Raw genomic sequence first — 12,038 nt, 5'->3', positions numbered from 1 at the left:
GGCGGTCACTGCGGGGTGACCACCTTGTAGTTCTTCGGCACCTGGGCGTCGGGGCGGCGCAGGTAGAGCGGGGTGGGCGGGAGGAACCCGGCTCCCGCGGCGAGGCGCTCGGCGGCCAGGCCGGCCAGGGCCGCGGCCGACTGGTGCTCGGGGCCCCGCGCGTCCGGGAAGACCTCCGGGTACAGGCGGGCGCCCTCGCCGACGGCGGGGAGGCCCGCGACCTGCTCGGCGATGTCGGCCGGACGGTCCACGGCGGGCTCGCCGACCCGGGTGTGCGGGTCCTCGTAGCGCGCCCAGTAGACCTCCTTGCGCCGCGCGTCGGTGGCGACGGTGAAGGGGCCCTCGATCCCGGCGGCGCCCGCGGCGTAGGCGAGCCCGTCGAGGGTGCACAGGCCGTGCACGGGGATGCCGAGGACGGCGGCGAAGGTGGAGGCGGTGACGAGGCCGACGCGCAGCCCGGTGTAGGGGCCGGGGCCGACGCCGACGACGATGCCGGTGAGGGCTTCGAGCTTCACCCCGGCCTCGGCGAGGACCCGGTCCACGGAGGGCAGCAGGAGCTCCCCGTGGCGGCGGGCGTCGACCTGGTGGGACTCGGCCAGGACGGACTCCCCGTCATGCAGGGCGACGGTGACGGCGGGCGTGGCGGTATCTACGGCGAGCAAGAGCACGCGAACAGCCTACGACTCCCCGGCCCCCGGGCCTTGCGGCCGGTCGGAGCCGGGGTCCGGCTGCTACCTTTCGACCGCACGGCACAGCAGCACGGCACAGCGGCACAGCGGCACGGCACAGACAGCACAGCAGCACGGCACCGACAGCACAGCGGTACGGCACAGACAGCACGCGCACGCGCGGAGAGGTGGAGCAAGGTGGCACGCAGCAGCTCGGGAATCGTGGCCGGGCTCACCGCAGCGGCGATCGCGGCGATCGGCTTCCTCGGCTACCAGGCGCACGCGACCGCTCCCGCGCACCCCGCGAAGGCCGCGCCCGCCCCGGCGCAGCCGCAGAGCCCCGCTCCGGGGCCGCAGGACGCGGCGAAGCCGGCGCCGCTGCCGGCCGCGTCGGGCACCGGCCAGCGGGTCGTGTACTCGGTGTCGCAGAAGCGGGTGTGGCTGGTCCCGGAGGACGGCAAGGAGCCGAAGTCGTTCACGGTGGTGCCGAGCACGGTGCAGCCGGCGCCCGGCAGCTACCTCGTGAACTCGCGTGCGGGCACGGTCACCGGCTCGGACGGGGTGCCGATCGAGCACGTCGTCCGGTTCGCCAGCAGCGCCGACGGCATCGCGATCGGCTTCAGCGCCCGCGTGGACGGTCAGCTGCCGCAGCCGGACCCGGCGAAGAAGACGGGCGGCATCCGGATGTCGCGTGCGGACGGTGACGCCATGTGGGCCTTCGCCCTCTACAACTCGAAGATCGTCGTCGTCCCGTAGCCCATCCGGTCGACGCCGCCGAGGGCCGTCCAGACGAGAACCGTCCGGACGAGGCGTTCCGGACGAGGGCGTTCCGGGCGAGAGCCTTCCACCCGTACGTGGGTACCCCGCGCGGCGTCCCGCCCGCGTCAGGCCGCTTCCGGTTCCGCGGAGGCGGCCTGTTCCGTGTCCGCGTCCCCAGCACCCCCGGCCGCCGGCTCCCGGGGGTCCGGCTCCGAGGGGGCGGGCGGCGTGGACACCGCGGTGGCGGCCACGCCCGCCGCGAGCAGGGCCCGCATGGACACGACGGGCGCTCGCTCTGCTCCTGCTGCCGACATGGCTGCCTCCTGAGACCCCGGGGACGCCGGACCAGGCGGACTTAGGTACACCTAACCAGCGCTCGGTACCATGTCACCACGCGGGCCCGCACCGGCGCAACGTTTTCCCGACGACTTGTCGGTACCCGGTCGGCGAGCCGGCCAGGGACCGCCGCTACCCCCGCGCCAGCCGCGCCAGCTCCGGCGCGGCCTGCGCCCAGCGGGCGCCCACGCCGCGCAGCGCGACCTCGCGCACGTCGTCCAGGACCTCCTCGTGGCCGACCGCCCGCCCGATGACCACATGCAGCCGGTCGTCGGAGAGCTCCTCCACCTTGCCGTCGCCCCACTCCACGACCACCACGGAATCGGACAGCGAGACGTCGAGGTCCAGGTCCTCCATCTCGTCCAGTCCGCCGCCCAGCCGGTACGCATCCACGTGCACCAGCGGCGGCCCGTCGCCCAGGGACGGGTGCACCCGGGCGATCACGAAGGTCGGCGAGGTCACCGCCCCGCGCACGCCCAGCCCCTCCCCCAGCCCCCGGGTCAGGGTGGTCTTGCCCGCGCCGAGCTCACCGGTCAGCAGGACCAGGTCCCCGGGGCGCAGCACGCCGGCGATCCGGCGGCCCAGGGCCTGCATGGCGGCGGGCGAGTCGACGGTGATCAGGGTTTCGGCGGCCGCCTCTGCCAGGGCCTCAGCGGCCGGGCTGCGCGGCGCTTCCCGCTGTACGTCTTCCATGCGGCCCCACGTTAGCCGGTGCGGGGACGGCTCCGGAGCGGGCCAGCAGGCCCGTGAGCAGCTCCGTCACGATCTCGGGGCGCTCCAGCATCATCAGGTGCCCGGTCTCCTCCAGGACCGCCAGCTCGGCCGCCGGCAGCTCCTCCTTGATCGCCACGCTGTGCTCCGGCGGGATGATCATGTCCCGGTCCCCCGCGATGACGGTGACGGGGATGCCGGCGAAGCGCTGGAGGGCCGCGCTCTTGTCGTGGACCTGGAAGGCGGGGTAGAACTCGGCGACCACGTCGATCGGGGTCCCCTCGATCAGCCGCTCGGCGAAGCGCTCCACGCCGGGATCGACCTCGCGGGAGCCGAACGAGTACAGCTTGATCATTCCGGCGAACAAGTCGGCGGTGGCCCGGCGGCCCTTCTCGACGAGTTCCACCTGGGAGCCGAGGGCTTTGAGCACGCCCGGCAGCAGGCGGCGCACGGCGCCCTGTCCGAGGGCCGGCAGCCCGTACGTGACCTCGTCGAGCCGGCCGCTGGAGGTGCCGATCAGGGCCACGCCGAGGACGCGCTCGCGCACCAGCTCCGGGAACTGCTCGGCGAAGGCCATGACGGTCATCCCGCCCATGGAGTGCCCGACGAGCACGAGCGGGCCCTCGGGGGCGGCGGCGTCGATGACGGCCTTGAGGTCGCGGCCGAGCTGCTCGATGGTGACCGGCTCGCCGTCGGCCTGGGCCAGGCCGCGGGCGCTGCGGCCGTGGCTGCGCTGGTCCCAGTAGACGCAGCGGACGAGCCCGCGCAGGGCGGCGCGCTGGAAGTGCCAGGAGTCCTGGCTGAGGCAGTAGCCGTGGCAGAACACGACGGTGGGCGGGGCCGCGGCCTTGCGGCCCGGCCGGCGTCTGCCCGTGCCGGGGGCCTCCTCCTGGGGCTCGTCCACCTCGTAGTGGAGCTCGGTGCCGTCCTCGGTGCGGCAGGTGCCCTCGGTCCCGCGCAGGGAGCCGTAGTCCCCGGCGGCGTCCAGTGCCAGGCGCGCCTTGCGGCGGATGCCCCGGCCCACGGTGATCCGTTCGACGGCGACACCGGCCGCGGCGCCCGCCGCTATCACGCCGATGGCGGCGCCGGCCCAGCCGGCCTTGCGCCAGTTCTCGCTCACGACCCTGTTCCGCTCACGCCGTCCCCGTCCTCACTCGGCCTCAGCCGCACTCGGCCTCAGCCGCCGAGGTAGACCCGGGGCACCCGGCCCCCGATACGGGTGACGATCTCATACCCGATCGTGTGCGCTGCTTGAGCCCAGTCATCGGCGGTCGGCTCGCCACGCTCGGCGTCACCGAGGATGACGACCTCGTCGCCCGCCCGGGCGAGGTCCTCGCCGAGGTCCACGACGAACTGGTCCATGGCGATCCGCCCGGCGGCCCGCCGGATCTTCCCCGCGACGAGTACGGGCCCTCGGCCGGACGCGGCCCGCGGGATGCCGTCGGCGTAGCCGGCGGGGACGAGGGCGAGGCGGGTCTCGGAGCCGGTGACGTAGTGGTGGCCGTAGCTGACGCCGTGGCCGTCGGGGACGGTCTTGACCAGCGCGAGGGAGGCCCTGAGGGTCATGGCGGGGCGCAGGCCGAGTTCGGCGGGGGTGCCGAGTTCGGGCGCGGGCGAGACCCCGTAGACGGCCAGGCCGGTGCGGACGAGGTCGAAGTGGCTCTCGGGGAGGGTGAGGGTCGCCGGGGAGTTGGCGATGTGCCGGACCTCGGGGTCGACGCCCTCCTTCTCGGCGTAGGCCAGCATGTCGCGGAAGGCGTCGAGCTGGAGCCGGATGGAGGGGTGGCCGGGCTCGTCGGCGCAGGCGAAGTGCGACCAGACGCCGGTGACCTGGACGGTGCCCTCCGCCTGGGCGGCGACGGCCGCGCCGACGAGGGCGGCCCAGTCGGCGGGCTGGCAGCCGTTGCGGCCGAGGCCGGTGTCGGCCTTGAGCTGGATCCGGGCGGTGCGGCCGGCCGCGCGGGCGGCCGCGCGGACCTCGTCCAGGGCCCACATGCCGCTCACGGAGACGTCGATGTCGGCCTCGACCGCCTCGCGCCAGGGGCCGCCGGGCGTCCACAGCCAGCACATGATCCGCCCCTGGATCCCGGCGGCGCGCAGCTCCAGCGCCTCCTCGGGGGTGGCGGTGCCGAGCCAGGCCGCCCCGGCCTCCTGGGCCGCGCGGGCGCACTGGAGGGCGCCGTGCCCGTAGGCGTTCGCCTTGACGACGGCCATCAGCGCGGCCCGGGGCGCACGGGCGCGCAGGGCGCGCACGTTGTCCCGTACGGCGTCAAGATCGATCTCGGCGTACACGCGCATCGGTGTCTCGTTCATCGCCCACAGTCTCTCAGAACCAGCCCACCTCGAAGATCCGGCACGGTTCGCCCCGTGTTGTCCCCCACCACCCAGCCCGCCACCGGGGCCGGGCCCCTCCGGGGGCTGCCGCAAGGGCCCGAGCTACGGCCGGGACCACCCCACCGCCCTGAACTCCGCCGGACGGATACCCCCGCCAAGGGCCCCGCCCACCACCGAAGCCGCACCGCCGCCGAAGCCGCACCGCCGCCCAAGCCGCACCGCCGCCCCGCACGCCACCGGGCCGAACACCTGAAGGCGCCCCGCACGTCCGGCTGCCGCCGACGTTGCCCCGCCGCGCCGGACACCACCGGAGCGGCACACCCCGAAGGGCGCCGCCGAGGGGAGACACCGCCGAAGGCGCCCCCGGGCGCGCGGCTGCCGCCGGGACGCCCACGGCGCGGACGCGGCGGGGCGGGAGGTCCCGGAGGGCGCCCGGCTACCGCTCGGGAGCTCCCGCCCCCGCGGCCGGGGCCGGCGGGCTCACGACGCTTCGCCAGGCGGCCGGGAGGGCGGCGGCCACTTCCTGTGCGGTCGTCGGGGCGCCCGCGGCGGCGAAGCGGCCCGCCAGGCCGTGGAGGTAGGCCGCCGCCGAGGCCGCGTCCAGGGCCGGCAGGCCGGCGGCCAGGAGGGCGCCCGCCAGGCCCGAGAGGACGTCGCCGCTGCCGGCGGTGGCCAGCCACGGCGTTCCCGTCGGGTTCACCCGGACGGGCCCGCCCGCGGCGGAGGCGACCAGTGTCGTCGAGCCCTTCAGCAGCGCCGTCGCCCCGTACCGCCCGGCCAGCTCCCGGACGGCGCCCAGCCGGCCCGCCTCCACCTCCTCGCGCGCCACCCCCAGCAGCGCCGCCGCCTCCCCCGCGTGCGGGGTCAGCAGGGTCGCGGCCCGGCGCCGGCGCACCACCGCGCCGTCCAGCCCGCGCAGCCCGTCCGCGTCGAGCAGTACCGGCACCTCCGCATCCGCCAGGGCCCGCTCGACCTCCTCCGCCCGCCCCGCGCCCAGCCCCGGCCCGACCACCCAGGACTGCACCCGCCCCCGCCCGACCAGCACCTCGGGGAAGCGCGCCAGCACGGCCTCCGCCGCCGGCCCCACGTACCGCACCGCACCCGCACCGCCCCGCAGCGCCCCCGCCACCGCGAGCACCGCCGCGCCCGGGTACTGCTCCGACCCGGCGACGACCCCGACGACGCCCCGCCGGTACTTGTCGCTCGACGCCGACGGCACCGGCAGCAGCCGCGCCACATCGGCGTGTTGCAGCGCCTCCATCGCGACGGCGGACCCCGGCAGGTCCAGCCCGATGTCCACCAGCCGCACCGCCCCCGCCCGCGAGGCCCCCGGATCCGTCAGCAGCCCCGGCTTGTGCGCCCCGAAGGTGACCGTCACCCCGGCCGTCACCGCCGGGCCCGCCACCTCCCCGGTGTCGGCGTCCACCCCGCTCGGCAGGTCCACCGCGACCACGACCGCCCCGGCCGGGATCGCCTCCGCCAGCGCCGCCGCGGCCGGCCGCAGCCCGCCGCGGCCGCCGATCCCGAGCAGCCCGTCCACCACCAGGTCGGCCCGCTCCGGCACCCGCTCCCCGACCCGCCCCCCGGCGGCCCGCAGCGCGGCCAGCCCGCCCGGGTGCATCCGTTCGGGGTCCATCGGCACCGCCGTCACCCCGGCCCCGCGCCGCGCCAGCCGCGCGCCCGCGTACAGGGCGTCGCCGCCGTTGTCCCCGGGCCCGACCAGCAGCACCACCCGCGCCCCGTAGACCCGGCCCCGGCGGCGGGCCAGCAACTCCGCGCACACGGCGGCCAGCCCGGCCGCGGCCCGCGCCATCAGGGCACCCTCCGGCAGACGGGCCATCAGCTCGCGCTCGGCGGCCCGTACGCTCTCCACGCTGTAAGCAGTACGCATACCCCCAGCCTGCCCCACCAGACCGCTCAGCCCTCGGCGATGACCACCGCCGACGCGATCCCCGCGTCATGGCTCAGCGAGATGTGCCAGGACTTCACCCCCAGGACCCGGGCCCGTGCCTCGACGGTGCCCGACACCCGCAGCCGCGGCTGCCCGGTCTCCTCGACGTACACCTCGGCGTCGGTCCACAGCAGGCCGCCCGGCGCGCCCAGCGCCTTGGCCAGGGCCTCCTTCGCCGCGAACCGGGCGGCGAGCGAGGCGACTCCGCGCCGCTCGCCGCTCGGCAGCGTCAACTCGGTGTCCAGGAAGAGCCGCTCCGCCATCTGCGGTGTCCGCTCCAGCGCCGCGCCGAACCGGGCGATCTCGGCCACGTCAATCCCCACACCGACAATCACAACGACAACCCCTACTACTCCACAGTGACGGACTTCGCGAGATTACGCGGCTGGTCCACCTCGTTGCCGCGCGCGGTCGCCAGCTCGCACGCGAACACCTGGAGCGGAACCGTCGCCACCAGCGGCTGGAGCAGCGTCGGCGTCGCCGGGATGCGGATCAGGTGGTCGGCGTACGGGATGACGGCGTCGTCGCCCTCCTCGGCGATCACGATGGTCCGCGCCCCGCGCGCCCGGATCTCCTGGATGTTCGAGACGATCTTGTCGTGGAGCACGGAACGGCCGCGCGGCGACGGTACGACGACCACCACCGGCAGGTCCTGGTCGATCAGCGCGATCGGCCCGTGCTTGAGCTCGCCCGCCGCGAACCCCTCGGCGTGCATGTACGCCAGCTCCTTGAGCTTGAGCGCACCCTCCAGCGCCACCGGGTAGCCGACGTGCCGGCCGAGGAACAGCACGGTGTCCTTGTCGGCCAGCGAGCGCGCGAGGGCCCGTACCGGCTCCATCGTCTCCAGGACCCGGTCCACCGCCGCGGCGATGTCCGACAGCTCGCGGATCACCGCCTCGATCTCGTCGCCCCACTTCGTGCCCCGCACCTGGCCCAAGTACAGGGCGACGAGGTAGCAGGCCACCAGCTGCGTCAGGAACGCCTTGGTGGAGGCGACGGCCACCTCCGGCCCGGCGTGCGTGTACAGCACGGCGTCCGACTCGCGCGGGATCGTGGACCCGTTGGTGTTGCAGACGGCCAGCACCTTCGCCCCCTGCTCGCGGGCGTGCCGCAGCGCCATGAGGGTGTCCATGGTCTCGCCGGACTGCGAGATGGCGATCACCAGCGTCCGCTGGTCCAGGATCGGGTCGCGGTAGCGGAACTCGCTGGCCAGCTCGGTCTCGCACGGGATGCGGGTCCAGTGCTCGATGGCCAGCTTCGCGATCATGCCCGCGTGGTACGCCGTACCGCACGCCACGATCACGACCTTGTCGACCTCCCGGAGCACCGAGGCGGGGATGCGCACCTCGTCCAGGGTCAGCAGGCCGCTCGCGTCGATCCTGCCCAGGAGGGTGTCGGCGACAGCCTTCGGCTGCTCGGCGATCTCCTTGAGCATGAAGTAGTCATAACCCCCCTTCTCGGCCGCCGAAGCGTCCCAGTCCACGTGGTACGCCCGCACGGTCGCGGGCGCACCGTCGAAGTCGGTCACCGAGACCCCGTCCCGGCGGAGCTCGACCACCTGGTCCTGCCCCAGCTCGATCGCGGACCGCGTGTGGGCGATGAACGCGGCCACGTCCGAGGCGAGGAAGTTCTCACCCTCTCCAACGCCCACCACCAGCGGGGAGTTCCGGCGCGCCCCGACCACCACGTCCGGCTCGTCGGCGTGCACCGCGACCAGGGTGAACGCCCCCTCCAGCCGCCGGCACACCTGCCGCATCGCCTCCGCCAGCCCCGCGCCCCCGGCGCCCCCCGACGCCTCGAACCGCTCGGCCAGCAGGTGCGCGACGACCTCGGTGTCCGTCTCCGACTCCAGCCGGTGCCCCCGCTCGGCCAGTTCGGCGCGGAGCGCGGCGAAGTTCTCGATGATGCCGTTGTGGACGACGGCCACCCGGCCGGAGTTGTCCAGATGCGGGTGGGCGTTGACGTCGGTGGGCGCCCCGTGGGTCGCCCAACGGGTGTGCCCGAGACCCGTGGAGCCCGCCGGCAGCGGCTGCGCCACCAGCTCCTTCTCCAGGTTGACGAGTTTTCCGGCCTTCTTGGCGCTGACCAGCTCGTCGTCGGCGAGGACGGCGACCCCGGCCGAGTCGTAGCCCCGGTACTCCAGCCGCTTCAGCCCGGCGATGACCACATCGAGCGCCGACTGCGCTCCCACGTATCCCACAATTCCGCACATAGGCCGCAGGGTACGCCTGAGTTGATCCCCTGTCGGGTACCCGAACAGGACGAAAACCCCGCTCCGGCGAATCCACCGGAGCGGGGTTGACCCTCTTGACCCTCCTGGGTGACGGGCCCGCCGTCCCGCCGGGGCGTCAGCCCAGCTTCCTGACCTGCGCCTCGATCGCCGGAGCCGCCAGCTGCGCCTCGCCGGACAGCCGGTCGGCGTGGAAGTTCACCAGCGTGCCGCCCTTGCGGACCACCATCAGCTCCGTCTCGTACGGCTCCCCGTCACGCTCCGCCTCGACGGTGTACGCCAGCGCCTCGTCCCCGCCGTACGCCGCGTGCGGGACCACCCGGGTCACCGTGACGGTCTCCCCGCCGGCCGTCGCCGCGTACCCGCCCTCGCAGGCCCGGCCCGCGGCCTGCACCTCGGCGAAGTGCCCGTGGGCGCCCTCCCCGGCGTACGAGCCGACGGTCACCACCGTCACCGTCGAGCTGGCCGCGTCCAGCGCGGCGGCCCGCTTCTGCCCCTCGGGCGCGTCCTCGGGCAGCGCCGACGCCATGGCGACCACCGAGGCCCGGGCCCAGCCGGTCCGCCCCGCCGGCAGGAACCCGGAGACGGCCCGGGCCAGCTCCCGGCACTCGGGCCGGTCCACGCCCACCGGGGCGCTGTCGTGCGCCTCCGGGGTGACCTTGTGGTCCAGCAGGTCCCCCTGCGCCACCAGCAGCCGCTCGGGGGCCTCCTGGGACCTGCCCTTCTGCGCGAGACCCTGCTGCCCCTTGCGCGCCGGACCGGCCCCGGAGGCGGACACCTCGGCGGCGGCCGGAACGCCGTCCTCGACCACGATCACGGTGGGCCGGCCGGTCCCGCACCCGCTGACCACCCCGGCCAGCACCAGCCCCGACACGATCCACGCGGCCCCCCGCCGCACCTGCGCGCCTCTCATCCGAGCTTCCCGGCCTGCGCCGCGACGACCGCCGCCGGCGGCTGCGGGGCGCCGCCGGGCCCGCCCCTCCTCTCGAAGGTGGCCAGGACCGCTCCCTTGCGGACGAACACGTACTGGAGGGGCGTCTTCTGGCCTTCGGGCAGGTCCCACACGATCTGGTAGGCCAGCGACTCGTCCCCGGCCGGGACCGTCTCCCCCGGCAGCAGCTGCTCGACCTTGATCGCCTTGGGCCCCTCGAAGGCCGTGTACCCGCCCGCGCAGGCCGCCATGGCCGCCTTGACCGCCGCGAAGGCGGCCTGGGCGCCCTGGTCCGCGTAGGAGTCCAGCGTCACGGTCGTCTGCGGCTTCGCGGCGCTCTCCCGGAGCGCGTCGAGCTTCTCGTCCTCGCCGGCGTCCGCGGCGGCCGGCCCGGCCTTCTCCATGACCGCGGCGACGGCGGTCCCGGCCGCCCGGCCGATCGGTATGCCGGCCTGCGCCCGCACGAGCGGCACGCAGACCTCCTTGTCGGACGGGACCTTCCGCTCCGGCTCGCGCCTCGGGGGCTTCCCCTCCACCCGGTACTCCGGCAGGTCCGCCGGAGCCACCAGCAGCCGGCCCAGCGCCGCCGACTGCTCCGTGCCCCCCGGCGCGGCGCCGGCGCGTGCGTCCTCCACCGAGCCGTCCTTCCCCGCGCCGGCCCCCGTACCGGATCCGGAGTCGCAGGCGGCGGCCGGCAGGCACAAGGAAACGGCGGACGCGGCCAGGACGCCGCGGCGGACAAACGTGGTACCCACGTGAAAGCTCTCCCCCATGAACCAGATCACCCGAAGCAGATCACTTGAAGCAGATCACCGCAGGGCGCCGGTCAACGCCGCGGTGACGAACAATGTACGACTTGCTCGATCAGGCGAGCGGTGTTAATGGCACATACGCGGGATCTTCCTGCTCGCAGCGCGAAATCGTGACCGGCACGAGACAGGACGGGCCCGCGACCGAGATCCGCTCGGGCGCACCACCGCCGCCCGGGCGTTTCGGCCGCCCCGGCCGGCACGTGACCGACCCCACCACCCATCGGACGCGCCGACCCCCGACAATGGGCGGTGTGATCACAACGCCGCCGCGCTGTACGCCGGAGCACGCAACGGAGCGTCCCGGGTCCCGCCGGGTACCGGAGCCCTCGCCCTACGTCGACCTCACCCGGGCCGAGTGGAGCGCCCTGCGCGAGCGAACCCCCCTGCCGCTGACGGCGGAGGAGGTCGAGCGGCTGCGCGGTCTCGGCGACGTCATCGACCTCGACGAGGTCCGGGACGTCTACCTCCCGCTCTCCCGCCTGCTCAACCTGTACGTCGGCGCCACCAGCAACCTCCGCGGCACCCTGAACACCTTCCTGGGGGACGCGGGCGGCACCGGCCACGGCGCCCAGCAGGGGACCCCGTTCGTCATAGGGGTGGCCGGGTCGGTCGCCGTCGGCAAGTCCACCGTGGCCCGTCTGCTCCAGGCCCTCCTGGCCCGCTGGCCCGAGCACCCGCGCGTCGAGCGGGTCACCACGGACGGCTTCCTCTACCCGATGAAGGAACTCCAGCGGCGCGGCCTGACCTCCCGCAAGGGCTTCCCCGAGTCCTACGACCGCCGGGCCCTGACCAAGTTCGTCGCCGACATCAAGGCGGGCAAGGACGAGGTCACCGCCCCCGTCTACTCGCACCTGATCTACGACATCGTCCCCGACGAGCGGCTCGTCGTGCGCCGCCCGGACATCCTCATCGTCGAGGGCCTCAACGTCCTCCAGCCGGCCCTGCCCGGCACGGACGGCCGCACCCGGGTGGGCCTCGCCGACTACTTCGACTTCAGCGTGTACGTGGACGCCCGCCCCGAGGACATCGAGCGCTGGTACCTCAACCGCTTCCGCAAGCTGCGCGAGACGGCGTTCCAGAACCCGTTCTCCTACTTCCGCAAGTACACCCAGGTCTCGGAGGAGGAGGCCCTGGAGTACGCGAAGACGATGTGGCGGACCATCAACAAGCCCAACCTGCTGGAGAACGTGGCCCCCACGCGCGGCCGCGCCACCCTCGTCGTCCGCAAGGGCCCCGACCACAAGGTCACCAAGCTGAGCCTGCGCAAGCTCTGAACCCCGCCGCCCGCGGCGACACCGCCGGGACT

Annotated in this window: 12 protein-coding genes; 2 read left to right on the top strand and 10 right to left on the bottom strand. The window is 74.8% G+C overall.

Annotated features, from left to right (window positions below):
* Positions 1 to 5: 5 nt before the first annotated feature.
* Entirely contained in the window at positions 6 to 668 is a 663-nt protein-coding gene (gene tsaB / locus ABZ716_RS10405) for a tRNA (adenosine(37)-N6)-threonylcarbamoyltransferase complex dimerization subunit type 1 TsaB (protein ID WP_358812794.1), read from the bottom strand.
* A 198-nt stretch (positions 669 to 866) separates the two neighbouring features.
* Between tsaB and ABZ716_RS10400 the strand changes: the two genes are divergently transcribed.
* A complete protein-coding gene (locus tag ABZ716_RS10400; RefSeq protein WP_358812793.1) occupies positions 867 to 1,424 on the top strand; it encodes a hypothetical protein in 558 nt (185 codons plus the stop codon).
* Positions 1,425 to 1,552: 128 nt separating this feature from the next.
* Here ABZ716_RS10400 and ABZ716_RS10395 read toward each other — a convergent pair whose 3' ends face one another.
* The 9 genes from ABZ716_RS10395 to ABZ716_RS10355 form a co-directional block, all read right to left on the bottom strand.
* Positions 1,553 to 1,741 carry a hypothetical protein gene (locus ABZ716_RS10395; protein WP_358812792.1) on the bottom strand — a complete coding sequence of 63 codons (189 nt, stop codon included), beginning with the start codon at positions 1,739 to 1,741 and terminating at the stop codon, positions 1,553 to 1,555.
* Between the two features lie 154 nt (positions 1,742 to 1,895).
* A complete protein-coding gene (gene tsaE / locus ABZ716_RS10390) occupies positions 1,896 to 2,456 on the bottom strand; it encodes a tRNA (adenosine(37)-N6)-threonylcarbamoyltransferase complex ATPase subunit type 1 TsaE (protein ID WP_351878267.1) in 561 nt (186 codons plus the stop codon).
* On the bottom strand, positions 2,413 to 3,594 hold the full coding sequence (locus tag ABZ716_RS10385) for an alpha/beta hydrolase (RefSeq protein ID WP_358958029.1): 1,182 nt from the start codon (positions 3,592 to 3,594) through the stop codon (positions 2,413 to 2,415). Before ABZ716_RS10385 ends, tsaE begins: the two co-directional genes overlap by 44 nt.
* Positions 3,595 to 3,650: 56 nt before the next feature.
* Positions 3,651 to 4,787, bottom strand: coding sequence for an alanine racemase (gene alr, locus ABZ716_RS10380; protein ID WP_358958026.1), 1,137 nt, complete (start codon positions 4,785 to 4,787; stop codon positions 3,651 to 3,653).
* A 457-nt stretch (positions 4,788 to 5,244) separates the two neighbouring features.
* Entirely contained in the window at positions 5,245 to 6,699 is a 1,455-nt protein-coding gene (locus tag ABZ716_RS10375; protein ID WP_358958023.1) for an NAD(P)H-hydrate dehydratase, read from the bottom strand.
* A gap of 26 nt (positions 6,700 to 6,725) precedes the next feature.
* On the bottom strand, positions 6,726 to 7,094 hold the full coding sequence (locus ABZ716_RS10370; RefSeq protein ID WP_358958020.1) for a holo-ACP synthase: 369 nt from the start codon (positions 7,092 to 7,094) through the stop codon (positions 6,726 to 6,728).
* A gap of 14 nt (positions 7,095 to 7,108) precedes the next feature.
* Entirely contained in the window at positions 7,109 to 8,971 is a 1,863-nt protein-coding gene (gene glmS / locus ABZ716_RS10365; RefSeq protein ID WP_358812092.1) for a glutamine--fructose-6-phosphate transaminase (isomerizing), read from the bottom strand.
* Positions 8,972 to 9,107: 136 nt separating this feature from the next.
* Positions 9,108 to 9,902, bottom strand: coding sequence for a hypothetical protein (locus ABZ716_RS10360; protein WP_358812091.1), 795 nt, complete (start codon positions 9,900 to 9,902; stop codon positions 9,108 to 9,110).
* Positions 9,899 to 10,675, bottom strand: a complete 777-nt coding sequence (locus tag ABZ716_RS10355) for a hypothetical protein (protein ID WP_358958018.1) — start codon at positions 10,673 to 10,675, stop codon at positions 9,899 to 9,901. Before ABZ716_RS10355 ends, ABZ716_RS10360 begins: the two co-directional genes overlap by 4 nt.
* Before the next feature lie 308 nt (positions 10,676 to 10,983).
* On the opposite strand from ABZ716_RS10355, the gene coaA reads away from it, so the two are divergent.
* A complete protein-coding gene (gene coaA / locus ABZ716_RS10350; RefSeq protein ID WP_351878291.1) occupies positions 10,984 to 12,006 on the top strand; it encodes a type I pantothenate kinase in 1,023 nt (340 codons plus the stop codon).
* The last annotated feature ends 32 nt before the right edge of the window (positions 12,007 to 12,038 follow it).

The organism is Streptomyces sp. NPDC006687 (genome assembly GCF_040636215.1).
In the GTDB taxonomy this organism is placed as follows: Bacteria; Actinomycetota; Actinomycetes; order Streptomycetales; family Streptomycetaceae; genus Streptomyces.
Note: the sequence above shows the minus strand (reverse complement) of the source record. Positions and strands in the feature narration are given on the sequence as shown.